Annotated in this window: 22 protein-coding genes; 10 read left to right on the top strand and 12 right to left on the bottom strand. The window is 45.3% G+C overall.

From position 1 onward, the window contains the following. Positions 1 to 248 precede the first annotated feature (248 nt). The 3 genes from MHN02_RS08590 to MHN02_RS08580 all read left to right on the top strand — a co-directional run bounded on the left by MHN02_RS08590 (position 249) and on the right by MHN02_RS08580 (position 5092). On the top strand, positions 249 to 2171 hold the full coding sequence (locus MHN02_RS08590; protein ID WP_014975982.1) for a PrkA family serine protein kinase: 1923 nt from the start codon (positions 249 to 251) through the stop codon (positions 2169 to 2171). A gap of 85 nt (positions 2172 to 2256) precedes the next feature. Continuing rightward, positions 2257 to 3543 carry a YeaH/YhbH family protein gene (locus MHN02_RS08585; RefSeq protein ID WP_014948762.1) on the top strand — a complete coding sequence of 429 codons (1287 nt, stop codon included), beginning with the start codon at positions 2257 to 2259 and terminating at the stop codon, positions 3541 to 3543. A 1-nt stretch (position 3544) separates the two neighbouring features. Next, a complete protein-coding gene (locus MHN02_RS08580) occupies positions 3545 to 5092 on the top strand; it encodes a SpoVR family protein (RefSeq protein ID WP_014978686.1) in 1548 nt (515 codons plus the stop codon). Positions 5093 to 5120: 28 nt separating this feature from the next. Here the strand turns inward: MHN02_RS08580 and MHN02_RS08575 are convergent, their stop codons facing one another. The 3 genes from MHN02_RS08575 to prmB all read right to left on the bottom strand — a co-directional run bounded on the left by MHN02_RS08575 (position 5121) and on the right by prmB (position 8532). After that, a complete protein-coding gene (locus MHN02_RS08575; protein ID WP_239245550.1) occupies positions 5121 to 6338 on the bottom strand; it encodes an MFS transporter in 1218 nt (405 codons plus the stop codon). Between the two features lie 151 nt (positions 6339 to 6489). Next, the gene (aroC, locus tag MHN02_RS08570) at positions 6490 to 7587 is read right to left on the bottom strand and encodes a chorismate synthase (protein WP_239245547.1); all 1098 of its coding nucleotides are present in this window, start codon (positions 7585 to 7587) and stop codon (positions 6490 to 6492) included. 9 nt (positions 7588 to 7596) lie between these two features. Further along, positions 7597 to 8532 (bottom strand): 50S ribosomal protein L3 N(5)-glutamine methyltransferase, encoded by a 936-nt coding sequence (gene prmB / locus MHN02_RS08565; protein ID WP_239245556.1) that lies wholly within the window; start codon positions 8530 to 8532, stop codon positions 7597 to 7599. Positions 8533 to 8684: 152 nt separating this feature from the next. Between prmB and smrB the strand changes: the two genes are divergently transcribed. After that, positions 8685 to 9335: an endonuclease SmrB gene (smrB, locus tag MHN02_RS08560; RefSeq protein WP_239245544.1), complete on the top strand. Its 651-nt coding sequence runs from the start codon at positions 8685 to 8687 to the stop codon at positions 9333 to 9335. 29 nt (positions 9336 to 9364) lie between these two features. On the opposite strand, the gene MHN02_RS21645 is transcribed toward smrB, so the two are convergent. The 5 genes from MHN02_RS21645 to MHN02_RS08540 form a co-directional block, all read right to left on the bottom strand. Continuing rightward, positions 9365 to 9490 (bottom strand): hypothetical protein, encoded by a 126-nt coding sequence (locus tag MHN02_RS21645; RefSeq protein WP_012517787.1) that lies wholly within the window; start codon positions 9488 to 9490, stop codon positions 9365 to 9367. 255 nt (positions 9491 to 9745) lie between these two features. Further along, the gene (locus tag MHN02_RS08555; protein WP_014948755.1) at positions 9746 to 10204 is read right to left on the bottom strand and encodes a hypothetical protein; all 459 of its coding nucleotides are present in this window, start codon (positions 10202 to 10204) and stop codon (positions 9746 to 9748) included. Between the two features lie 278 nt (positions 10205 to 10482). Next, entirely contained in the window at positions 10483 to 11121 is a 639-nt protein-coding gene (locus tag MHN02_RS08550) for a hypothetical protein (protein WP_014948754.1), read from the bottom strand. Positions 11122 to 11188: 67 nt separating this feature from the next. After that, complete coding sequence (gene gshA, locus MHN02_RS08545) at positions 11189 to 12787, bottom strand: glutamate--cysteine ligase (protein ID WP_131138032.1); 1599 nt, start codon at positions 12785 to 12787, stop codon at positions 11189 to 11191. A gap of 74 nt (positions 12788 to 12861) precedes the next feature. Continuing rightward, positions 12862 to 15747, bottom strand: a complete 2886-nt coding sequence (locus tag MHN02_RS08540; RefSeq protein ID WP_239245541.1) for a pitrilysin family protein — start codon at positions 15745 to 15747, stop codon at positions 12862 to 12864. Positions 15748 to 16084: 337 nt separating this feature from the next. Between MHN02_RS08540 and MHN02_RS08535 the strand changes: the two genes are divergently transcribed. The 3 genes from MHN02_RS08535 to MHN02_RS08525 all read left to right on the top strand — a co-directional run bounded on the left by MHN02_RS08535 (position 16085) and on the right by MHN02_RS08525 (position 18437). Beyond that, positions 16085 to 16651, top strand: coding sequence for an Hpt domain-containing protein (locus MHN02_RS08535; RefSeq protein ID WP_014948751.1), 567 nt, complete (start codon positions 16085 to 16087; stop codon positions 16649 to 16651). Next, on the top strand, positions 16651 to 17403 hold the full coding sequence (locus MHN02_RS08530; protein ID WP_239245537.1) for a pseudouridine synthase: 753 nt from the start codon (positions 16651 to 16653) through the stop codon (positions 17401 to 17403). The genes MHN02_RS08535 and MHN02_RS08530 overlap by 1 nt, the downstream gene beginning before the upstream one ends. Before the next feature lie 92 nt (positions 17404 to 17495). Continuing rightward, the gene (locus MHN02_RS08525; protein ID WP_239245534.1) at positions 17496 to 18437 is read left to right on the top strand and encodes a 2-dehydropantoate 2-reductase; all 942 of its coding nucleotides are present in this window, start codon (positions 17496 to 17498) and stop codon (positions 18435 to 18437) included. Positions 18438 to 18477: 40 nt separating this feature from the next. On the opposite strand, the gene lysS is transcribed toward MHN02_RS08525, so the two are convergent. Then, complete coding sequence (gene lysS, locus MHN02_RS08520; protein WP_076012584.1) at positions 18478 to 20046, bottom strand: lysine--tRNA ligase; 1569 nt, start codon at positions 20044 to 20046, stop codon at positions 18478 to 18480. Positions 20047 to 20069: 23 nt separating this feature from the next. Next, a protein-coding gene (gene prfB / locus MHN02_RS08515; RefSeq protein WP_101563798.1) for a peptide chain release factor 2 occupies positions 20070 to 21168 on the bottom strand; the annotation gives its coding sequence in 2 pieces (ribosomal slippage) (positions 20070 to 21092 and positions 21094 to 21168; 1098 coding nt in all). 311 nt (positions 21169 to 21479) lie between these two features. Here prfB and MHN02_RS08510 point away from each other — a divergent pair. Next, a complete protein-coding gene (locus tag MHN02_RS08510; RefSeq protein ID WP_014948746.1) occupies positions 21480 to 21698 on the top strand; it encodes a hypothetical protein in 219 nt (72 codons plus the stop codon). A gap of 225 nt (positions 21699 to 21923) precedes the next feature. On the opposite strand, the gene MHN02_RS08505 is transcribed toward MHN02_RS08510, so the two are convergent. Next, positions 21924 to 23009, bottom strand: coding sequence for an alkene reductase (locus MHN02_RS08505; RefSeq protein ID WP_239245532.1), 1086 nt, complete (start codon positions 23007 to 23009; stop codon positions 21924 to 21926). Positions 23010 to 23298: 289 nt separating this feature from the next. Here MHN02_RS08505 and MHN02_RS08500 point away from each other — a divergent pair, with 289 nt between their 5' ends. Further along, positions 23299 to 24357 (top strand): FAD-binding oxidoreductase, encoded by a 1059-nt coding sequence (locus tag MHN02_RS08500; RefSeq protein WP_230633740.1) that lies wholly within the window; start codon positions 23299 to 23301, stop codon positions 24355 to 24357. Further along, a complete protein-coding gene (locus MHN02_RS08495) occupies positions 24354 to 25508 on the top strand; it encodes an acyl-CoA desaturase (protein ID WP_239245529.1) in 1155 nt (384 codons plus the stop codon). Before MHN02_RS08500 ends, MHN02_RS08495 begins: the two co-directional genes overlap by 4 nt. On the opposite strand, the gene MHN02_RS08490 is transcribed toward MHN02_RS08495, so the two are convergent. Beyond that, positions 25486 to 25923, bottom strand: a complete 438-nt coding sequence (locus MHN02_RS08490; protein ID WP_014948742.1) for a DUF2177 family protein — start codon at positions 25921 to 25923, stop codon at positions 25486 to 25488. The two genes, MHN02_RS08495 and MHN02_RS08490, sit on opposite strands and share 23 nt — an antisense overlap. Between the last annotated feature and the right edge of the window lie 53 nt (positions 25924 to 25976).

Below are 25976 nucleotides of genomic sequence, written 5' to 3'. Positions count from 1 at the left end.
CTTAGCATTAGATATGGAAACGCCTAACGCAGTGCATAATAGAAAAGGCCAGCTTCGAGAGCTGGCCTAATAACTGTCAACCTATATTAGGACGACACACACTGTTGTTCATTAAGTGACACTAAATTCTTATTAAAGTTGCATTTTTCATTAGACGAAAAGATTAAAAACTATACACAATAATTACTATCGTTTTCCCAAATACATACTAAGCTGAAATTACGGGGTTCCGTATTTAAGGGGTATTCATGGGTATTTTTGAACACTATCAAAGTCGCTATGAAGAGCGAAAACAGGAAGAGTTCACCATTGGGGAGTTCCTTGAAATTTGTAAAGAGGATCAAACCGCTTATGCAAATGCAGCAGAACGTTTGCTACAAGCTATTGGTGAGCCTGAATTAATCGACACTGCCAACGACCCGGCACTTAGCCGCATTTTCTCAAACCGCGTTATTTCTCGTTATCCAGCTTTTTCAGAATTCTATGGCATGGAAGAGGCCATAGAACAAATCGTTTCTTACCTTAAACACGCCGCACAAGGTCTTGAAGAGAAGAAACAAATTCTCTATTTGCTCGGCCCAGTGGGTGGCGGTAAATCGTCTCTGGCAGAGAGACTTAAAGAACTGATGCAGCACGTACCTATTTACATGCTGAAAGGCTCGCCTGTTAACGACCATCCATTCTGTCTGTTTGATGTCAAAGAAGATGGCGACATTTTACAAAAAGAGTACGGCATTCCTAAGCGCTACTTAAAAACCATCATGTCGCCGTGGGCACGCAAGCGCCTGCATGAATTCAATGGCGATATTACCCAGTTCAAGGTGGTTCGCGTTTACCCTTCAGTACTCGACCAAGTGGGTATCGCTAAAACCGAACCCGGTGATGAAAACAACCAAGATATTTCATCTTTGGTGGGTAAAGTTGATATTCGCCGCTTAGAACAATATGCACAAAACGACCCTGATGCTTACAGTTACTCGGGTTCACTATGTAAAGCCAATCAGGGCTTAATGGAATTTGTGGAGATGTTCAAAGCACCGATTAAAGTGCTGCATCCACTATTAACCGCAACACAAGAGGGTAACTACAACCCAACAGAGGGCTTCTCTGCCCTTCCCTTCGATGGGCTTATACTTGCGCATTCAAACGAATCTGAGTGGCAATCGTTTAGAAACAATAAGAATAACGAAGCCTTCCTAGACCGTGTCTATATAGTAAAAGTACCGTACTGTTTGCGAGTACGTGAAGAAATTAAGATCTACAAAAAGTTACTAGACAGCAGCGAGCTTAACGGCGCGCCCTGTGCGCCAGACACGCTAGAGTGTTTAGCGCAGTTTACTGTGTTATCGCGCTTGAAAGAGCCAGAGAACTCCAGTCTATTTTCTAAAATGCGCGTGTATGATGGCGAGAGCCTGAAAGACACCGACCCGAAAGCCAAGTCTTATCAAGAGTACCGCGACTACGCCGGTGTCGATGAAGGCATGGAAGGGTTATCCACCCGCTTTGCATTTAAGATTCTCTCCAGGGTTTTTAACTTCGATCATCAAGAAGTGGCGGCAAACCCAGTCCATTTGTTTTATGTACTGGAGCGTCAAATTGAACGGGAGCAGTTCCCTCAAGAAACTGCTGATAAGTATTTGGAGTTTTTGAAAGGCTACCTCATTCCTCGCTACGTGGAATTCATTGGTAAAGAGATTCAAACGGCTTACTTAGAATCGTATTCTGAATATGGGCAAAACCTGTTTGACCGCTATGTAACCTATGCTGATTTCTGGATCCAAGACCAAGAGTATCGCGACCCAGAAACCGGACAGCTGTTCGACAGAGCGTCACTGAATGCTGAGTTAGAAAAAACAGAGAAGCCTGCAGGAATAAGTAATCCGAAAGACTTCCGTAACGAAATCGTTAACTTTGTTTTGAGAGCCCGTGCAAATAACGGCGGCAAAAACCCAGCATGGACCAGTTACGAGAAACTTCGCACCGTGATTGAGAAGAAAATGTTTTCTAACACGGAAGACTTACTGCCGGTTATTTCTTTCAACACCAAAGGCTCTGCAGAGGAGCAGAAAAAACACGACGACTTTGTAAATCGTATGACCGAGAAGGGATATACGCAAAAACAAGTTCGGTTGCTGTGTGAATGGTACCTGCGCGTACGTAAAGCGTCTTAGCGCTAAACGCATGTGATGCTGAAGCGCGTGTAATGCGTGCTTCAGCACGGGTATTTGTAGTTCACAACAAGACAAGCAGGTGTGTATGGCGCATTTTATTGACCGAAGGTTAAACAGCAAAGGTAAGAGTACGGTAAACCGCCAGCGCTTTATTAAGCGTTACAAACAGCAGATAAAGCGCGCTGTTTCTGATGCAGTGGGTAAACGTTCTGTTACCGATTTAGATTCTGGCGAGCAAATTAGCATTCCAGCCAGAGATATCTCTGAACCTATTTTTCATACCGGCCGCGGCGGCAGTAGAGATATTGTCCACCCCGGCAACGACCAATTCACAGCGGGTGATAAAATTGATAGGCCGCCAGGCGGCGGTGGCAAGGGCGCAGGCGAAGGCGACGCTAGCAATGAAGGCGAAGGCCAAGATGAGTTCGTATTTTCTATATCTAAAGACGAATATTTAGACCTACTTTTTGAAGATTTAGCGCTTCCCAACCTAAAGAAAAATCAATTTGATAAAGTCACCCAATACGAAACCTATCGCGCAGGTTATCAGACCGATGGCGTGCCAAGTAATTTAGATATTGTTCGCTCACTCAAAGGCTCTGTGGCAAGGCGTATTGCCTTAAGCGGAAGTGATAGAAAGAAACTGAGAGAGCTTGAAGAAAAACTTGCACTGCTTATAGAAGACAAGCACGACAATACGTTAGCCATAAATGCATTAAAAGAAGAAATTGAAGCACTTAAAGCCAAAATAGCCCGAGTGCCTTTTATTGATACTTTCGATTTGCGCTTTAAGAACTATGACAAGCGTCCGCTTCCCTCAAGCAAAGCCGTAATGTTTTGCTTAATGGATGTATCTGGCTCTATGGACCAAGCCACCAAAGACATGGCTAAACGGTTTTATATCTTGCTGTATCTCTTTTTGACGCGAACCTACGAAAACGTAGACGTGGTGTACATTCGTCATCACACGCAAGCAAAGGAAGTAGACGAGCACGAGTTTTTCTACTCTCAAGAAACCGGCGGCACTATTGTTTCAAGTGCATTGAAGCTAATGGATGAAGTCGTTCGCGAGCGCTACAGCGATGGAAACTGGAATATCTATGCAGCACAAGCGTCAGATGGCGATAATTGGGCTGATGACTCGCCTCAGTGTCGTGACTTGCTTACCGCTAAACTGCTACCCGCAACCCGTTACTATGCCTATATTGAAATAACCGAGAGGCAGCACCAAAGTTTGTGGCGAGAATACGAGAAAGTGGCCGCCACTCACGACAACTTTGTATGTAAGCACATACAAACACAGGCCGACATCTATCCTGTGTTCAGAGAGCTTTTCAAACGCTCTGAACAAGATGCGCAGCAAGGAGCCTAATATGACAACCGACGCTATGGCAAAAGAAAACAGCAAGCCTGAAACTTCAAAACGCCACTTATTAAGCGATGGGCCCGACTGGACGTTTCCACTTATCGAAGAGTATGAGCAACATATCGATCGCATCGCCAAAAAATTTAAGTTAGACACCTATCCCAATCAAATTGAGGTGATCACCGCAGAGCAGATGATGGATGCTTACGCCAGCATCGGCATGCCGCTTAACTACACGCACTGGAGCTTTGGAAAAAAGTTTATTCAAACTGAGCAACAATACCGTCGTGGACAAATGGGGCTGGCTTACGAAATCGTCATTAACTCTGACCCCTGCATTGCGTATTTAATGGAAGAGAACACCATTACCATGCAAGCGCTCGTTATGGCTCATGCGTGCTACGGTCACAACTCATTCTTCAAAGGCAACTACTTATTTAAAACCTGGACCGATGCCAGCTCTATCATCGACTACCTAGTATTTGCTAAAAACTACATTGCTAAATGCGAACAAAAATATGGATTTGATGAAGTCGAAAATATGCTCGACTCGTGCCACGCGCTAATGAATTACGGCGTTGACCGATACAAACGCCCGCAGAAAATTTCGTTACAAGAAGAGAAAAACAGACAAGAAGAGCGCGAGGCCTACCTGCAATCGCAAGTGAACGAGCTTTGGCGCACCCTGCCAAATAGCCCGCATAGCAAACACAAAGAAAAAATTCGTTTTCCACAAGAACCGCAAGAAAACCTGCTTTATTTTATTGAAAAAAACGCACCTTTACTTGAACCTTGGCAACGTGAAATTGTGCGTATTGTACGGAAAGTTTCGCAGTATTTTTATCCGCAAAAACAAACCCAAGTAATGAATGAAGGATGGGCCTGTTTTTGGCACTACCACATTCTAAATGAGATGTATGACGAGGGTTTGGTCAGCGACCGCTTCATGATGGAGTTTTTGCACAGTCATTCAAGTGTGGTTATGCAGCCAGAGTACAACAGCCCTTATTACTCTGGCATCAATCCGTATGCGTTAGGCTTTTCCATGTTCATGGATATTAAACGGGTGTGTCAGTCCCCCACTGAAGAAGACTATAAATATCTTCCAAGTATTGCGGGAAAAGACTGGCTGGAGACCGTGCATTTCGCCATGGAAAACTTTAAAGACGAAAGTTTTATCAGTCAGTTTTTATCGCCTAAAGTTATTCGCGACTTTAAGTTATTCGCCCTTGAAGATGACACCACCAAGCCCTTTATTGCGGTGAGCGCTATTCATGACGAAATGGGTTATCAAATTATTAAAGAGAAGCTGTCTGCTCAGTACAATTTGAGTAATTTAGAACCCAACATTCAGGTGCATAATGTTGATGTGAGAGGCGACCGTTCGCTTACTCTTCGCTATATTCCTCAGCGAGGAATTCCGCTAGGCGATTCAAAAGATGAAGTTATGCGCCACCTGCACAGGCTGTGGAAATTCGATGTACGTTTAGAGCAAGACAATGGTGATGATGGTATTGACGTGATATCAGAGTGTAAACGTGCACCGCAGGCGTAAGCCTGCGGTCAGCCCTTAAAACAAGATTTTAAGCCGCCTTCGCACCTTCCATTTCTTTTCTGGAACACAGTAACAATGACAATGCGCCTATTGCTGCAAAAACGGCTGCGGTAACGAACGTCTCATAGGCGTTAGTGCCTTGCTGCCATTGCTGCCCTGCCATGTAGTTTCCAAATGCACCACCTAATCCAAACGCTATACTGATGTATACCGCTTGCCCTCGGCTTTGATACGCCTTCGGCAGGAACTGATGGATAAAATGCACCGATACTGCATGCGTTAAACCAAAGCTTAATGCATGAATAAGCTGACTCAACACAATCACCATAAAGGTATCAGCGAATGCCGCCATGACATACCAGCGAAGCCCTGTCAGTGCGATGCTCACAAACAATAAATTCCACACGCCAAACTGGCTAATCAGACGGCGGGCAATAAGAAATATCCCCACCTCGGCAAGTACCCCAAGCGCGATAAAGATGCCAGTTTGTTGACCGCTGTAATCAAGGTCGCGCATGTAAAGTGCGAAAAATCCGTAATACGCACCAAAGCTAATTTGCAAGCACGCTGAAGCGAATATAAAGATGGCGAAAGGTTTTTGTTTGGCGTATTTCCAAATACTTCCCGCCGTAGACGTTTCAGGTGCAGCTTCTTTGGGCGCATGTATGAACAAGGTACTGATGAACAGTAACGCGAGTACGCCAATACTGGCGTGCACTGGCGTATCGGTAGAAAAAATGTCTAGGGCCTTTCCTACACCGACCGTCAAACAAATAAAGCCAACGCTCCCCCATAGCCTTACCTGCCCATACGTGGCATTGGTTTTCGCCACCGTGTTCATGGTGATAACTTCAAGTTGAGGCAACACCGCTGTCCAGAACATCATCATTAATCCGAACGCCAGCGTAAGCCCCCAAAAACTGGTGAAGTAAAACACCGAACTGAAAGTCAGTACGGTGAGCAAGCAGCCTAAACGCATTACGCCAATGGCATTGCCCGTTTTATCGGCCACGCCGGCCCACAGGCCAGGCCCTAAAATACGCGCTAACGTTATAACCGCAAAGAGTTCACCGATTTCGGCAGAGGAAAACCCCCGCCCATCAAGAAAAATACCCAAATAAGGCACAAGCACGCCAAGCTGACCGAAGTAAAGCCAGTAGGTAATAGCAAGAATAAAAAGACCGGTTCTGCCGCTTGCTGGGCTCGCCGAAGTGCTTTTGGCGTCGTTTAGGCCATTTGGTGACAATTCACATCTCCATATGCAAAAACGCCACTAGCGCAAAACTGGTAGTGGCGAATAGTAAAATTCATTGGCGCAACATGTTTTTAGTGCTGCGCGTATTTGTAAACCGCGTGAATATGGCGGTCGTTAGAATGCGGCGCTGGGATTATAAACGCTATGCCTGACCAGCAATAGGCTTGGTGGTCGATAGCACACCGGCATTTTGCGCGCGATGACGCAGCAGATGATCCATCAATACCAGCGCCAGCATGGCTTCAGCAATAGGTACAGCACGGATACCCACACACGGGTCGTGACGCCCTTTGGTGACGATATCGATTTCCTCATTGTCTTTATTGATAGTTTTACCGGGAACCGAAATACTTGAGGTCGGCTTAAGCGCCATGTGTACTTCAATGTCCTGACCGGTAGAGATGCCGCCTAGCACGCCACCTGCATGATTAGATGTGAAGCCGTCAGGAGTAAGCGTATCGCGGTGTTCACTGCCTTTTTGATTAATAACATCAAAACCATCACCAATTTCCACGCCCTTTACAGCATTAATTCCCATCATGGCGTGGGCAATTTCAGCATCTAGCCTATCAAAAACTGGCTCGCCAAGGCCTACAGGCACGTTCTTCGCAACAACCGATACTTTCGCGCCAATGCTGTCGCCTGACTTTTTAAGATCTCGCATGTACTCGTCCAGCGCATCTAACTTAGACTCATCTGGACAGAAAAACGGATTAGTGTTGGTTACGCTGTGATCAACCTTATCTACTGTTACCGGCCCAAGCTGAGACAAATAGCCTAATACTTCAATGCCGTGCACTTCTTTGAGGTACTTTTTCGCAATACCACCTGCAGCTACGCGAATAGCTGTTTCGCGGGCTGATGAACGTCCGCCACCGCGATAGTCGCGGCTACCGTATTTTTGATCGTAAGTGTAGTCGGCATGACCAGGACGGAAGCGGTCTTTGATATTGCCGTAATCTTGGCTTCGCTGGTCTTTATTTTTAATCAACAGACCAATGCTAGTGCCGGTTGTTTTGCCTTCAAATATGCCAGATAAAATTTGTACTTCATCGTCTTCTCTTCGCGCCGTAGTATAGCGAGAGGTGCCGGGCTTACGTCTGTCTAAATCAACCTGAAGATCTTCTTCTGTGATCTCAAGTCCTGGAGGGCAACCGTCTACTACACCGCCAATTGCAATGCCGTGGCTTTCACCAAACGTGGTTACAGTGAAAAGTTTTCCGAAGCTGTTACCTGACATAATTAACTATTAATCCTTACTACTAAAATACTGTACTAATGTGTTTTTGCGAACGGCGAAAATACCTGAACCGCCATTTTCGAACTCAAGCCAAATGACTTCTAAGCCAGGGAACCTTTCGCTCATGTGCACTTCGCTATTTCCAACTTCAACGAATAACCAGCCACCGTCATTAAGGTAAGTTGGCGCCTCTTTAAGCATGATATCAACCAGTTCCAGACCGTCTTCACCTGCGGCAAGGGCAAGCTCAGGCTCGTGGTGATACTCTTCTGGCAGGTCAGCCATGTCCTCTGCGTCAACATAAGGAGGATTAGACACGATAAGGTCGTATTTCTGCCCTTCTAAACTTGAAAACAGGTCAGACTGAATGGGATAAACACGGTGACTAAGACCATGCTCCTGAATATTAATATCGGCCACTTCCAATGCATCTGTGCTGATATCAACGGCATCTACCTGCGCCTCTGGGTATGCATGAGCAAGCGCAATAGCAATACACGCACCGCCCGTGCACATGTCGAGAATAGTGTTTGGCGTCGACTCTACAAAAGGCGCAAATTCGTTTTGAATGAGTTCAGCAAACGGTGAACGAGGAATAAGCACGCGCTCGTCTACGTAAAACGGCATACCGCAGAACCAGGCTTCATTAGTGATATAAGGCAATGGCATGCGAGTTTGCACGCGCTTTAAAACAAGCTCTGCAATCTTCTCTCGCTCGCTTTTCGTTAAGCGAGACGTCATTACGCTGTCCCCAACTTGCTCTAATATAGGATGAGGCAAATGTAAGGCTTGCATAACTAGGCTTGTCGCTTCATCCCATGCATTGTCAGTACCATGACCAAAATACAAAGCCGCATCGTTAAAACGGCTGGTTGCCCATCGTGTCATATCTAACAGGGTATGCAGATCTTCAATGGCTTCTTCAAGGTAAAACTTATCGGTCATGGCGTTTGGGTACATCAAAAATTTCAAAGCTGGTATCATACCCAAACTTCATACCGATTCACATAATTAACTACGTACCGAATCTTTCTATTCGTTATAATTTAGGCGTTTTGAATCGTTAAACTCGAGTGTATTTACCCAAACTATCGTTGATGAAAACCTTTAAAAAAGAACTTAAAGCATTAAAGAAGCAACTTTCTGAACCTCATCGCCATAAAAGTCAGGCGAGACAGGAAGGTGCCCGTAATGGAAATACGTCTACGAATACCGAGGAAGAGACCTTTTCATTTGCCGATGCAATGCAGGGAGTGACGCCTTTATCACAAGATAAAGTTGAGCCTGATAAGCAAGTTGAGTTATTTAAGAAGTCGCAGCAGGTAAAAGGTAAACACATGAAACACAGCAAGCAATTAGCGGCAAGCTTCGACTTTTCTGATATGTACCAGGCAGCGTTGCCGCAAGAAGGGCCTATGCGCTTTTGCCAAGATGATGAGTCTACGCATATTTTGAAACAGTTACGCCGTGGCGACTACTCGCCAGAAATGACGTTAGATTTACATGGCCTTACCCGAGAGATGGCAAAAGCCGAGCTTGCCGCACTTATTCACACGGCAAGAAAAGAACTGATAGATTGCGTGTGCGTTATGCATGGTTTTGGTCAGGGCGTGCTAAAAGCCGCCCTGCCCCATTACTTAGTTCAGCACCCACACGTACGTGCATTTCATCAAGCGCCCCTCGAATACGGTGGACAAGCAGCACTATTGGTACTCATCGACATACCGCTTCAAAACAACAAGCGTTAATTTGCACCTGGACAGCCATACATGGTGACTTATTTGTCTTCATCTGCACTGTTGTGCATAAACAAATAAGTGTAATACATCATCATCGCTACAATAATGCCTATACCGAGTAGTGAGCCCCATACTACGGGGTCTTTCATCATAGTCCACAACATAAGTAATCTCCTCTTCAACTAAGTAAATAGTAGAAGAGGCGTTAGATAGAGGATGTGATCCAGATCAAATTCGATTTCTAGTCGTTAGCTGTCGGCCTAATTATTTGATCCAGGTCAATATACACTTTATACCAATCAGAAATACGCATACTACCATGGCTACCTCCTGTTATGCCTTCATTCAATTGGTAGAGTGGAGCTCTGAGCAAAGATCAATTTTGACAGGGCGAGTTCGCCTAGTTAGGACTGTTATGGCTATCGTCTGGCATTATTGAACTGATTAACATTGTGGGCCTGCAGACAAGCAAGTACTTTTTCACTCAACCACAGTGTTGCCTGAGCAGTGTCGTCAAAGTATTCGAATGCTAGTGTTGAAGATTCATAAACACGAGACCAAAACTTCTTTTGCATTGCCACACCTTCTGGTTCATGAAGCACCACTGCCGTAGCAATTAGCCCCAATGCTACGGCTTTACTAACAATTTCTTGCCCAGCGTTAGTAGCCTCCATGGGCGCAAGTGCCAGACCATGCACATTTACTAAGCTTCCCCAACACGGTGTATCAATATTCTTTCTTTGTGCGCCAACCACACGCTCATACTTTTGCATGAACTCAAGATTAAACGGACCTACTAAGTCTATATGTAGAATATTTTGCTCTGCTTGAAAATGAGCGTGAACCTCTCCATGCGCACTAAACTTGTCTATATCCATACGTTCCTCCACTTGAAAAGTATAGAACAAGATCAGGGCCAGATAAATTTGTTGCATATTTAGGGATAGAATTAATTTACAAAAAGATATTGCAAATCATTCTCATTTGCAATATCTTGTAAATGCCTGTTCGACGTTGGGTAAAAAAACGGTCTTGGCTTAGCGTCGCTGAGGGATAGACGCCCGTCTATCCCTCATTTTTTTCTACTTAATTTAATCAACGTTCATAGACGCATAAAAAAAGCGACTATAACGTCGCTTCTTCTCGTTTCTGTAGTTTAGCTAAACAGCTTCATAAACCAACCTTTTTGAAGATCTTCCTCGCAGGTTTTAAGTTGCGTAGCATAGCGCAACGAGCGCGCTTTAACTTTTGACGCCACTTTCTTAAGCCACGGCTTTCTATCATAGCTTCTGCGTTTGTACCCGCCCCATCCTTCGTGATAGTTAAGGTATTGCGCGTAGGCGTCCCATTTAGAAATACCGTTCACTTTTTGCGACTTGTAAATAAACCATCCCATAAAGTCGATAGCGTCCTCGAAATCATCACGATCCGCACCACTGTTATCTGTTTCTCTCATATAGTCAGACCAGGTAGGTGTTTTCGCTTGTGAATAGCCATAAGCCGAACTAACACGCCCCCAAGGGATAAGCCCGAAGAAAACGTAATCTCGCGGTGGAAGCGCATCGTGGCGGAAGGAACTTTCTTGATACATCATGGCCATTGGAACATGTATAGGCACACCCCATTTATCGCGGGCATCAGCAGCTGCATCATACCAATCGTCCTTTTCGTAGAATATTTCGCACAAATTACTGATGTCTTTAGGGGGCGTAGTTGCACACCCAGCGATAAACAGCGGAAAAAGAACGATGAGAGTTGATAAAAAAACAACCAATTTTTTGAACTTTTGGTTCATAGCTTGTCTTAACTAATGTTCTAGTAAAATGTGTGTTTCCCTGGAACCCTTCGATGCCTGACCTATGTCAGGCATTTTTTTTTGCTGGGGCCTCAGCGAAATAATCACGAATAAATGTATCAAAGTCTTTAACATCAGCAGCTTCTATTTCTTTTTGAGCAGCAAACGACACGTCAGCTTGGGCAGCAAATCCAGCAGCATCCGTATCCGTGTATTCAAAAGACTTCATCTCAGCTTGATAAGCTTGTGCCAGTTCTAAGCCCAACACGCCATTATCTTTGTCGCTTTCTAGCAAAGTAGCAAGTAGTTTACCTGACGGTGTTAGCGCCGGATCCGCCACTTTTTCAGCCTCGACGTTCACCGCTTGTGTATAACGCGACGTATCATTGGCTAAATCGAGTAATTCGGCCGCTTGCTCGAAGGACTTAAACAGCGAGGCACACCATTTAGGTAGTGAAATATTTTCTCCGCCATTTTGCAGGAGCAAATCAGGGTTTCGCCCTTCTAACACCACTTTATTCATATTCTCTTTAGCTTCTTTAAGCTGCGCTTCGTCAAGTTCTGCACTTGGCATTAGTAAGCACGCCACTAAGAAAACATCTAAGAAATCGAATTGCGTCTGTGAAATACCAATTGCCGAAAATGGATTTACATCTAGAGCGCGCACTTCAATGTAGCTGATACCGCGTCTAACCAAAGCGTCTGTTGGCTTTTCCATTGACTGAGTGGGCTGCTTAGGGCGAATAGGCGAGTACAGTTCATTTTCAATTTGAATGATGTTGCGACTTAACTGTTGATAATTGCCCTCTTCGCCTGCAGCAAACTGGCTGAACCGGGATGACGGCGTATTCATCGCATCGCGCAGCAAGGTGACATAGTTGTCTAGCTTGTTGTAACAAATCTTAAGCGACGATTGCTCTGCACTTGTGTAGCCTAAATCACTCATGCGAAGTGATGTCGCGTATGGCATGTATACCGTGCCCTTACCTACCTTTTTAAAAGGTAACGCATGCTGCTTTCCTTTTAAAAACGATCCACATAATGCAGGGGATGCACCGTACAAATAAGGAATAAGCCAACACAACCTGCGGTAGTTGCGGATAAGCCCAAAATAATCGGCTGAAGTCTGCTCTTGAGAATGTTCTTTTCCATTCAGTTCAGCCCATAGCTTCCAAAACGTTTCGGGAAGAGAAAAGTTGAAATGCACGCCGGCAATTGCCTGCATCATACTGCCGTAGCGGTTTTTCAGACCAATGCGATATACACGCTTCATCTTGCCCACATTTGACTCACCAAAATAGGCGATGGGAATGTGCGCTTCATCATCTATAAAGCATGGCATACTTAGCGGCCATATTTGCTCTTCACCAATATTATCAATAACGAATTTATGGATATCTTTTAACTGAGAAATCGTTTTGGCAGCACTGTTTTCTGGCGGCGTAATAAACTCAAGCAAGGATTCAGAAAAATCGGTGGTGATTGAATCATGGGTTAGCGCAGATCCCAGCGGCTTAGGATGAGGGGTTTGCGCTAATGTACCGTTCGGGTTTATACGAAGGGCTTCGCGCTCGACACCACGCTTAATATCTTTTAGCGCAGCGAGAAATTCGGGTGACTTAAGCGCAGCAATGCGCGCTTCAAAACGGGATGAGTCTACAGTCAAAATGGTGGTCCGTTATGTCAATATAGCCCCCTTTTATGGGGGGCAATAATGTAAATTCAACAAAAATCAATCTATCAGTTTAACGTTTCTCGGGTATTACTCTCTACTGATAACTCGATAATTGGCATCGATAGCGCGTTTAACTGAGGCAAAATTTTAGCTTTATCGCCTACTACAATAATTTGCATCTTGTCGAGATTCAAATATTGCTTTGCCAACGCATCCATCGTTTTCTTATCAATATTGTTGATAATAGCAAGCTGCTCTTCACGATAGCCTTTATCAAGACCATAGCTAAGCAATTGCCTTAAAAAGCGCGCTTTACTGGTAGGTGTTTCAAATTCAAGTGCGTCGCTTAACGTAAAGGCATTGCGCATGAACGCAATTTCTTCCTCGGTTACACCTTCAGTGCGGTAGCGATTAATCTCTTTTAAAATTTCAGCGATACCTTCACCTGTGTTAGCAGCAGTGAGGTCGGTACTTGCTTCAAACCAGCCAAGGGTTTTGCCACCAACGAAACCACTATTTGCTCCATAGGTGAAGCCTTTATCTTCTCGAAGGTTCAGATTTATGCGGCTATTAAATGCTCCCCCTAAAGGGAAGTTCATAAGACGAGACTTAAAGTGATCGCCTGTCGCGTCAAATGGCAAGCTTCTATCAACAATAAATACTACTGACTGAACCGCTTCTGGGCTATCCACTAGGAAGATTTGGTTTTCTTCGTACTTGGGAAAGTCGCTGTAATCAGCAAATTCATAGGTATTCCCCTTCCACTGACCAATAAAGTCTAGTGTATTCACCATGTCTTTTTTCGGTAAGTTACCAACAACGACGATACTCGCTTTATCTGGCGAATAGTAATTGGCATAAAACGTTTTAACATCTTCCAACGTGATATTCTGCACAGTTTGCAGCGTGCCTTCGTCCGGCAGGCTCACGCGATTATCTTCACCAAACAAAACGAGGTCACGCGCGCGGCGGGCTAAGCTAGACGGCGTTTTCGCTTGCTGCTGTAAGCCTTGTACAACACGCTCTTTCATGCGGTCGAAATCTTCTTGAGTGAACGCAGGGTTGAACAGCTTTTCTTTTAACAGCGCTAGGGTTTCATCTAAATGCTTGGTTAAAGTAGACACGTAAACCTGTGAGTATCTACCTGCAGTACTAAATCGGATAGTGCTACCCAGTTTTGCAAGTTCGCTGGCTAATTCTTCGTTGCTGTAATGCTTTGTAGTTTCATTCATAAGTAACGCGGTTAGGTAGGCCGTACCCGCTTTACCTTCAGGGTCTAGCAACATGCCTCCATCCATACCTAATGTAAGCGTTACCGTTGGTGTTTCGGTGCTGGTTACGCCAAGCACTTCAATACCGTTGGCAAGTTCAGCTTCCCAATAATCTGGAACTTCAACAACCGGTGCTTCACCGGCTTTCGGCATTACGCTTCTATCAAAGCTAGGGGCGGTATTGGTAGATAGGGCACTGGAAAAGGCTTCATCATCAGACACCTCTACCGTATCGATTTCAATATTTCTCACCGGACGTTCAAAGGTCTGCTTAGCCGCAGCGAGCTGAACCTTCCCTTTTGGCACCACGCTTAACACAACGCTGTTGGCGTCTTTAATATATTTATTGTAAACACGCATAACGTCTTCAGCAGTTACGGCGTTATAGCGCGCAATATCTTCGGCAATCAAATCTGGCGTTTGGTAAAAGGTTTCGTTAGCGGCGAGGGCTGACACTTTGCCAGATACACTTTGTAAGCCAAATACCGTACGCGCTTCAATTTGTCCTTTTGTACGCGCTAAATCATCTGCCGTTACCCCACGTGTTTCAAACTCTTTTAGGGTTTCATTCAGTACGTTCTGGAGAGTAGAAAGTGAGGTGATTTTTGCAGGGTTGGCCAAAGCGAGTAGTTGGAATTCACAGGCAAGTTCGCGGCAAGGGTGAGACACCACGGCTTGCACCGCCATACCTTCTTTCACTAGGTTTTTGTAAAACAATGAGGTTTTTCCACCGCCTAAGATATCGGCCAACACGTCCAGTGGCGCTTCGTCTTCATGGCGACCATACACTGTAGGATAAGTTATTTGCAGAAGCGGAAGATGAACTTTATCTTCTAACGTTACATAACGGGTTTCGTCTAACGTTACTGGCTGAGGCTCAGGCTCATCTACTTTCGGTCCTGTTGGGATTTCCCCAAAGTATTTATTCACCCACGCTTTGGTTTTGGCTACGTCGATATCACCGCCAATAGTAAGGACTGCATTGTTCGGGCCATACCAACGCTTAAAAAAGGCTTTTAGGTCATTAACGTTAACCCGGTCTAAATCTTCTACATAGCCGATAGTCATCCACGAGTACGGATGCCCTTCAGGATATAGCGCTTCACCGTTCAACTCGAAACGCAATCCATAGGGCTGATTGTCCACACGTTGGGCGCGCTCGTTTTTAACCGTTTCTCTTTGGTTTTCAAACTTAGTTTGGTCTACGGCTTCTAACAGGTAGCCCATTCTGTCAGATTCTAACCAAAGGACTTTTTCTAATTGGTTGGCAGGCACGGTTTCAAAATAGTTAGTGCGGTCTGTATTGGTTGTACCGTTTAAATTACCGCCCGATTCCGTAATAACCTTAAAGTGCTGCTCATCGGCAACATGCTTTGAGCCTTGAAACATCATGTGTTCAAAAAAGTGAGCAAAACCCGATTTGCCTACGTCTTCTCGCGCAGAGCCAACGTGATAGGTAACATCGACGTGAACCAGCGGATCAGAATGGTCTTCGTGGAGAATGACGGTAAGTCCGTTTTCTAATGTGTACTTTTCGTAAGGGATCGACACGGTGTTCGACGAATCAGCGACTGTGTTTAATTGGTTATTCGTCTTCTCTTCCTGTACGTGCTGACACGCTGTTACTGCGATGACGCTTATGGTCATAAAGAGGGTACGTAGGGTCAGTTTTCCTGACATGATGATTCCTTTTAAATTACTACACATTCTTCACTCTGCCTTTTCACTCTGTATTCACTGAGTGGTACTTGGCTTATTGGGTGAAAACAGAGGTTGCTATCTCTATAGCGCAAGCGAATTTTCGAAGACTACCAGACTTTTTAGCGCTTTACTTGCTTCGACTTTGCTATGATTGTATTAATTTGTGTATTTCTGAAATACACTTACACTTCATAGTCTTTTGTAAAATAGGCTTTAGCCAGTTGAATTCGCTAAGTGGTACGAATGAACTGACAAACGGTTTCCATTTGGAATAGAAATAGCCCAATAGAAGTTGCGAAATAAAAAGGATAGTTGCATGGATCAGTCAACAACAGTAGTCGATATTGATTTTGGAATGTCACAGCTAAGTGGTAACAAAAAACTGTTGTTCACCCTACTTGGTAAGTTTACGGACGAATACCGTTCTCTTGATGCTGACTTGCAGGCGCATGTTGCTAAGGGTGATTTTAATGAGGCTTACTCTCTTGTTCACACACTAAAAGGCGTGACAGGAAACCTAGGGCTTTTTGCTTTGCACAATGCGAGCAAGCCTGTAGAAAGCGGCTTTAGAAACGACAAACGCGTTGCTGAACAATACCCTGCTTTTATCGCAGTACTTGATGAAACCATTGCTGCGGTTGATGCGTTGATCAAAGAGCCAGAAGTCACAGCTTCTGCCCCGGCACCGGCGAATGGAGCAGCAGCTGAGCAAGCGCGAAAACAGTTAATGACAGCGCTGAAAGCGAGCGAGTTTATCGCCCAGGACAAACTGGATGAATGGCTAGATGCCCTTGCCCTACCACAAGAAAAGCGCTCGGCTATTATCGATGCGGTAGACGAACTTGACTATGAAGAAGCCATTTCAGAGTTAGAAAATAGCTAGTGCAGCCGATCCCCGTTCTCTTTGAAAATACAGACCTCATTATTGTTAACAAGCCTATTGGCATTGCTATGCACGATGCCACTAATGAGGCAGATGTTAGAGAAAATATTGCCGAAAACGGCGAACCAGAAAAAATAGACGGCATTGTCACCCGATTAAAAAAGCAGTTAGCCGTAACAGAACTGCATCTATGCCACCGCTTAGATACGGGCACGTCGGGCTGCTTGTGTCTTGCTAAAAATGCAGCTGTAGCCGGAGAAATTGGCGAGCTTTTCTCATCACGACGTGTGAGCAAATACTACTTGGCGCTAAGTGATCACAAGCCTAAAAAGAAACAAGGCATGATAATGGGCGATATGAAAAATCGTCGAGGCGGCCAGCGGATTTTGCTAAAAACCACAGAAAACCCGGCTATCACTCAGTTTTTCAGTAGCGCGGCTAAGCCCGGTACCCGAGGGTTTATCGTTAAGCCTCACTCGGGGAAAACCCATCAAATTCGTGTGGCGCTTAAAAGCATTGGCGCACCTATTTTGGGTGATACACTTTATGGGGGTGAGACATCAGACAGGCTGTATCTTCATGCATGGCATTTACAGCTTCCTTTATCTTCTGGTGAATTAGCAGTTACTGCACCTTTCGATAAAGGTGAAGTCATAAACGAAGCCGATGTGCAGACTTGGTACAACGGGCTTAATGCGCCTGAGACTTATCCATGGCCTTCCCTGCCCGCACGCTTTCTGCCGGCGTGCTAGGGGAAAACGCGAACGGCCTAATAGGTGCTAACCTAATAGGTGCTAATAGTCATAAGAAAATAGAAGCTACTTTGAATGTTTAATAGGTGCTAATGGGTAAACTACATATAGTTGGCGGCGGTGCCATAGGAAGCCTCATTGCTGCAAGCTCCCAGAAAAATGGCGTGCCGTATGACTGCTACCCCAGAGACATGAAAACCATGCCCTCTTGCGCACAATGGCAAAACGGCCAAACCACTGCGCTAAAACCTGCGAAGCCTTCACCTATCGTGTTACCTAAAAGTGATGTGCTGATAATCCCCTTAAAAGTATATCAACTTAAAGCAGCCCTATTGCAATGGCTTCCCTATCTCACACAACAACCTACCGTTGTGCTGCTTCACAACGGTATGGGCGGACTTGAGATCGCAAGAGATTTACTAGGCGGCGATTATCCGTTGCTTCTTGCTACAACCAGTCATGGCGCGTTAAAAGTAAGCGCGTCGAGCGGCGATTTTCATGTTAAGTATACTGGCGTTGGCGCAACGCAAATTGGCGCGCCTAATGTAGATAAGCCATCACCTCAAACATTGGCCGCCCTCTCACAAATAGCGCCACAGCTAGCCAGCGCAATTGCGACGTTAGATAACGCACTTCCGCCGGTGCAATACCAAAATAATATTCTAAGAGCATTGTGGACGAAGCTTTCCGTTAATGCCGTAATTAACCCACTAACGGCGCTTCACAATATCCAAAATAAGCACATTACTAAGCCTGAATTTGAACAAAGCCGTATTTCAATTTGCAATGAGTTTACTCAGGTAGCGGATGCTTACGGGCTAGATTTTGATGCACTGTCAGTTCATGAAAATGTGCTGTCTGTCGCCAAGGCGACCGGAGAAAACTACTCAAGTATGCATCAGGATGTTGCTCACGGTAGACAAACAGAAATAAACGCCATCAACGGTTACATTGTAGATATGGCAACAAAAAAGGGTATTCCCGTTCCCGAGAATACCCTTTTAGTAGAGCGTGTTAAGGCGCTGAAGCTTTAACAGCGCCGAGCACCTAAATCACGCAATTTAAGGATTAAGATTATTCTTGTTCACCCGCTTCTTGCGCGTCTTTTGGCGCCTGAGGCTTCATGTGTGGGAACAAGATAACATCTTTAATTGTTGAGCTATCAGTAAATAGCATAGCTAGACGGTCAATCCCGATACCTTCACCCGCCGTTGGCGGCAAGCCATATTCAAGGGCGCGGATGTAGTCATCGTCAAAGTGCATGGCTTCATCATCGCCAGCGTCTTTCTCTTCAACCTGCTTTGCAAAACGTTCCGCCTGATCTTCCGGGTCGTTAAGCTCGCTAAAGCCATTCGCTAATTCACGTCCACCTACAAAGAACTCGAAGCGGTCTGTAATGAATGGGTTGTTGTCGTTACGGCGCGCAAGCGGCGATACTTCCCACGGATATTCTGTAATAAACGTAGGTTGGATAAGCTTCTCTTCCGCGGTTGCTTCGAAGATTTCGCAAAGGTACTTACCCGCACCCCAAATGCCATCAACTTCAGGCTCTTTAATGTGAAGCTGTTTTGCCATTGCTTTAAGCGCGTCAAGGTTCGCCTCTGGGTCGCGGATAGCTTCCTCGTTAGCTTCTGGCCAGTACTTAAGAATAGCTTCGCCCATGCTTAAGCGGTCAAACGGCTTACCAAAATCGTATTCAACTTCAGACGTTACGTTGCCTTCAGCGTCTTTAGTTGTGTTTTTGATAATGCTTGTACCAAGAATATCTTCTGCCAGCGTGCGCAGCATATCTTCGGTAAGGTTCATCAGGTCATTGTAGTCAGCATACGCTTGGTAGAATTCAAGCATAGTAAACTCTGGGTTGTGACGGGTTGATAAGCCTTCGTTACGGAAGTTACGGTTAATTTCGAATACACGCTCAAAACCACCAACCACTAGGCGCTTAAGGTAAAGCTCTGGCGCAATACGTAAGTACATATCGATATCTAGCGCATTGTGGTGAGTTACAAACGGCTTCGCCGTCGCGCCACCAGGAATAACCTGTAGCATTGGCGTTTCTACTTCTAAATAGTCACGCTTAGTCAGATAGTTACGAATTCCGTTTACGATCTTGCTACGGATCATGAACGTTTTGCGCGTTTGTTCACTTGTGATCAAATCTACGTAGCGCTGGCGATATTTCGTTTCCTGGTCACTCAAACCGTGGAATTTTTCTGGCAATGGACGAAGTGCTTTGGTTAGCAACTCGTATTGCTCCATGTTCACGTAAAGATCGCCTTTACCTGACTTATGCAGGTCACCCGCCACGCCAATAATGTCGCCAATATCTAGTGCGCCATATTTTGCTTTAAGGGCTTTTTGCGTGTCTTTATCTGCATATGCCTGAATACGGCCAGTCATATCTTGAAGTAGCATGAAAGGGCCACGCTTTGCCATAATACGACCAGCGATGCTTACTTTGTTACCCTGCTCTTGTAGCGTTTCTTTGTCGAATTCACCGAACTTAGCTTGAAGCTCATCCGCATAGTTTTCGCGACGGAAGCTGTTTGGGAAACCGTTTGCACGGCACTGCTCGCGAATAGCGCTTAGCTTAGCACGGCGCTCTGCAATCAATTTGTTATCGTCTGTTTGTTGGTCAGTCATAACCTTTCACTTCGTTGTTCGGTTTACAGCCCAGATTTCAGGCTGGCTTCAATAAATTTGTCCAAGTCGCCATCCAGCACGGCTTGAGTGTTGCGTGTTTCCACGCCAGTGCGCAAATCTTTAATGCGAGAGTCGTCCAAAACGTAAGAGCGTATTTGGCTTCCCCAGCCGATATCAGACTTGCTGTCTTCCATCGCTTGTTTTTCAGCGTTTTGTTTTTGCAGTTCAAACTCATAAAGTTTGGCTTTTAACTGCTTCATCGCCTGATCTTTGTTTTTGTGCTGCGAGCGGTCGTTCTGACACTGCACCACAATGCCCGTAGGTTCATGGGTAATACGTACCGCTGAATCTGTTCTGTTTACGTGCTGGCCACCCGCGCCCGATGCGCGATAGGTGTCTATACGTAAATCAGACGGGTTGATTTCAATATCGATGTCGTCATCAATTTCAGGATATACAAACGCAGATGAAAACGACGTATGACGGCGGTTGCCCGAGTCAAACGGCGATTTACGTACTAAGCGGTGTACGCCTGTTTCTGTGCGTAGCCAGCCAAACGCATATTCGCCCTGAACGCGCAGCGTAGCACTTTTAATGCCCGCGACTTCGCCTTCCGACACTTCAATAAGTTCCGTTTTGAAACCGTGCGCTTCGCCCCAACGCAAATACATGCGCAGCAGCATGTTGGCCCAATCTTGTGCTTCTGTACCACCAGAGCCCGACTGAATATCAATATAACAGTCGTTTTCGTCGTTAGGGCCAGAAAACATGCGGCGAAACTCAAGCACTTCTAGCTGCTCAATTAAGCCTTCAAGCTCACTTTGGGCCTCAACGAAGGTATCTTCATCTTCGGCTTCAACAGCCAATTCAACAAGACCTTCAACGTCTTCAGTTCCCTGATCGAGCTTGTGGATCGTCTCTACGATTTGCTCCAAGGCCACTTTTTCTTTGCCAAGGGCCTGCGCTCTGTCTGGCTCGTTCCAAACGTCAGGACTTTCTAACTCTCGGCTAACTTCTTCTAAACGCTCTGACTTTGCATCAAAGTCAAAGATACCCCCTAAGCGCTTCAGTGCGCTCGCGGATATCTTTTATCGCATTCATAACGGGGTTTATTTCAAACATAGTCCGCTTATTTCGTTAAAAATTTAAGACCGCGGATAGTACCGAATTTGAAGGAATTTTGATAGGGGTTGGCGCAAATATTGCGACACTGAGCTTGTGCTAATTTTCGTATGGATTTTAAGCACCTTCGTTGAAGCGAGTATTTTCACCGTTCAATGGCGCGCACATACTGTTGGGTAGGCTGTCTTAGCCCATACAAATAGAGTAAATGTTTGAAAAAGCAGCCTTCAGCTGCACTAGTTTGGAGCATTATTGCTTATTGTCGCGTGCGTTTAGTGTGCGAATTGATTGGAAAATCTTTTAGGAAAAGTATGTCGTTCAATAATTTGTCTTATGCCGTTATCGGCGTACTTCTCGGTCTTTTTGTATTGGCCTTGGGTCAACTCGTCGATTGCCAGAACCTTGCGGGGGCAACGATGGCGTTGCAGTGCCCCAACGGCACACCCATTTCTAAATTGTGGCTTGCCACGTCAATGTTAATAGCGGGAAGCGGAATTTTCACTTGGCTATATCGCAATCGTAAATATTAACCGTAAAGTGCAGAAATGACTCGGTGAGTATCAACGGTGTTAACACATCACTGCGTATAACTGTTACGTAATGAGTCTAACTGCTGACTGACGAAAGTAAGATTTAGAACGAACAACATGTTTTAAGTGCTGTTCGTTCTGGTAAAAAAGAGCCATGCTCATTTTTAATGGGTTGCCCCTTTTTCCTGAGCAAAGTGTTTTTTACACACCCGCTGGAATTTCCGGCTATTTAGCAAAAGAATAATCTGTGTAGCCCTTCTCACCACCGCCAAATAACGTATCGGGGTTGTGCTCATTCAGGGGTACATTATTCGCTAGTCTGTAGGGTAAATCTGGGTTCGCCACGAAAGGTCGACCAAAACCAATCATATCTGCCCACCCTTCAGTTAAAGCTTGTTCGGCACGCTCTGTGTCGTACTTTCCGGCATAAATGAGCAGACCGCTATAGGCTTCACGAATAGCCATCTTGAATGATATTGGCATTTGCGGCGCATCATCCCAGTCGGCTTCGGCAATATGCATATAGCCAATCTTGAAACTATTAAGCATGGAAGCAATCGCAAGATATGTCTCTTCGGGATTGTCGTCGACTGTCCCGTTTAATGTTGTTAGGGGCGCCAAACGTACACCTACTTTATCAGCGCCAATTTCCTCAGACACAGCCTGCACCACTTCTTTCAAGAATCGAATACGGTTCTGTACACTTCCGCCGTATTCATCAGTTCTTGTATTACTTTGAGAATCGATAAACTGGTTAAGCAAGTAACCATTAGCCGAATGCAACTCAATGCCATCAAATCCGGCATCTACGGCATTGCGCGCCGCAACGCGGTACTCTTCTACCACGGCTTTTATATCTTCAATGCTCATTTCTCGGGGCATGACCGACTCAACAAAGCCAGGGTTGCCGCCTTCATCAACAAATACTTTTACGCCTTTTGCTTGAATCGCCGATGCGCTAATAGGCTGCTTCCCCTCTGTATTTGAAGGATGGGATACGCGACCCACATGCCAAAGTTGCGCAAACATCACACCACCCGCTTCATGGACTTTATCTGTTACCAACTTCCAGCCATCGATTTGCGCCTTGGTATAAATACCCGGCGTCCACGCATAACCCTTACCGAGTGCCGAAATTTGTGTGCCTTCACTCACAATAAGCCCTGCACTTGCGCGCTGAGCGTAATATTCAGCCATAAGGGTGTTGGGCACATCTCCCGGCTGCGTTGAGCGGGAGCGGGTCATTGGCGGCATAACAACCCGATTGTTCAGCGTTTTTCCAGACAGCGATAGGGTTTCAAATAATTTCATAATACGATCCTTTGAACTTTATTCTTGCAATTTACACGTTTAGATAACGGTAAATAAAAGGCCCTATAGCTGGCTTAGAACCCGTACTTTTAACAAAGCACTTTTGCATTTTTCACAAAAGTACCGGTGTATTTCGACGACGTTATCCCAAATTTCATGCATCTCCTCTTGACGCAGAAAAAATTAAGCTTACACTTGTGCGCTGAGTTAGCGTACAAGTGTAAGCTAAAATATTTTCATCCTTTTTGTATTTAAGATATTCCGACGAAATACAGGTGTGATTTCTACATTGAGACTATTACTAGATAAATTCACTGATCGCATTTTTCACCATGCCTCTTGGAAGGGCTACTGGGAAGTGCTGATGCAGCAAGTTAGACCCGCGTGGCGCGATGGGTATTTCAGAGCTAGGGTCGTGACCGTAAAAAAACTGAGCACGGATATGCTCGAGGTGTTACTTATACCAGAGAGGTCTTGGCCAACGCATGTTGCAGGGCAACATATCGCAATAACCATAGAAATTAATGGCAGGCTCACCACTCGCGTGTTTACCATAGCGAGTGGTGCTAACACCCGACAAAAAGAAAAGCAGATTCGTCTTGTAACCAAGGTTAAAGCTCAGGGCGCATTAACACCTTATCTTCACTCTTGTGTGCCTAATCAATGGGTAAATATCTCAGCCCCTATGGGGGAATTTATCTGGCCGAAGGTTGAAAAGCCCCTACTTATGATAGCGGGCGGCTCGGGTATAACTCCTTTCATTGCCATGCTTGACGATGCCGTCAACAACGCGCAGCTAAACCATACACCGGTACACTTACTTTATTTTGCTAAGCCGGACGAGCATGTATTACTCAATGAATTATCAGCGTTCAGTCAGCGCTGTGAGCACTTCACCTATGATATTTTGAGCAAGCAAAAAGACGGAGACGTAGAAGCGCATCTGTGTAACTTTGCCAATGCACACTGGTTAGTGTGTGGTCCACATGCCATGTTCGAGCAAGTTGAAAGTTATGCAAATACGATCAACGTCCCTGTTTCGAGCGAGCACTTCGCTGCGCTTCCTGTCCTAAGCAGTTCTAGTCTTAGCCAAAGTGAAACCTTTTCCTTGGTACACAACGGCCAATCTTTAACTGTCGACAATCAGCAAACCCTACTTATACAACTTCAGCAAGCAGAACAACCTGTGACTTATGGCTGTGGCATGGGAATTTGTCATCAATGCCAATGTGTTAAGAAACGGGGCGTAGTGAGAGATACCCGCACGGGTGAGCTTTCAGATAGCGCAGAGCAACTTATTCAGCTGTGTGTATCACAAGCCGTTACTGATTTGGAGATTCAACTATGAACACCAGCGTTGCAATAGACAACCAACACCGTGAAGAAGCCATCGAACAAGCGCATTCTCCGATAAGTGAAACCAAAGCTATTCGGTCAACGAGCACTAAAGAGAAACCGAACTACGAGTTACTTGCCGCTCAGCTTGATGAAATTAAAGCTGACATTAAACGAAAAGTGGGCGCTGAAGATGCGGCCTATATCCGACGTATTATTCTTGTTCAGCGAATTTGCGAGTGGAGCGGACGGATACTTTTAATGTTGGGGTTCATTCAACCGCTGCTCTGGGTTGCCGGCGTATTGAGTTTAGCTACAGCAAAAATTCTCGATAATATGGAAATAGGCCACAACGTAATGCACGGCCAGTACGATTGGATGAACGACAAACACATTAATTCGAAAGGCTATGAGTGGGATATTGCCTGCGATGGTGCGAGCTGGAATCGCGTTCATAATTACGAGCATCACACGTATACCAATATTATTGGGAAAGACAGAGACTTTGGCTACGGCTTGCTTCGCCTGTCTAACGATTTTAGATGGCGTGTAAAAAACCTATGGCAGTTTGCGACTTACATCGTACTTAGTGTTTTATTTCAGTGGGGTGTGTCGTATCACGAAATGGCCGCTGAGCGGGTCTTTTTTGGAAAAAAGAAGGACAACCGTAAGAATCAGGTTACCCATAATGAACTTAAGAAACGCTTTTTTAGTAAAGGCGCACGTCAGTTAGTAAAAGATTATGTACTATTTCCTTTATTAGCTGGGCCGTTATTTTTATGGGTATTTACCGGCAACCTTATCGCCAATTTGCTACGCAATTTATGGACATCTACTATTATCTTTTGCGGCCATTTCACTGGCGACGTGGAAACGTTTAAACAAGAAGATTGTGTTAATGAAACCCGAGGGCAATGGTACTACCGACAAGCGCTGGGCTCGTCGAACATAAAGGGCGGAAACCTGTTTCACGTGCTTACTGGGCATTTAAGCTTTCAAATTGAGCACCACCTGTTTCCAGATATCCCAGCCAGACGCTACCGAGAGATGACCCCCAAGGTAAAAGCCGTATTCGAAGAACACGGCATGCACTACAACACTGGCAGCTTTTTAAAACAATACGCCAGCGTGTTAAAACGCATTATTCGCTACTCTTTCCCTTAACCAGTTGAAACCCTAACCAGCCGGCCATGGCGCTTGCGCTGGTTAGGCACGTGCCCCACGCCCAGTCAATCAACATAATAAACAAAGTAAAACCTTCAATAATGCTGTACGCCGTTAAATTGTAGGCGCCATAACTGGCCAACCCTAGAAGCGCGCCATCGATCCCTGCATAAAGTAACGACTTATCTCTGTTCGCCACCACAGCAAGTACAAACACCACACATCCATACATGAGGTAAAAAACCACCCAAGGCCACGTGATAAATTGACTTCTAAGCAGAGGAGCCATTTCACTTTGATACCAGCCATCCGCAATAACGCCAAGCCACAAGAAGTCGAGCACACCAAAACACACAAAGATTGCAATTAACGACACGACGATGTTTTTCGCAAAGCGAATGATGTTGGAAAGCATGGAACCTATCCCTGTAAATAAGCAAATTGCGGATGCAAGTGATTTAAAATATG

The sequence above is a fragment of the Alteromonas sp. CNT1-28 genome, from assembly GCF_022348345.1.
Lineage (GTDB): Bacteria > Pseudomonadota > Gammaproteobacteria > Enterobacterales > Alteromonadaceae > Alteromonas > Alteromonas macleodii.
Note: the sequence above shows the minus strand (reverse complement) of the source record. Positions and strands in the feature narration are given on the sequence as shown.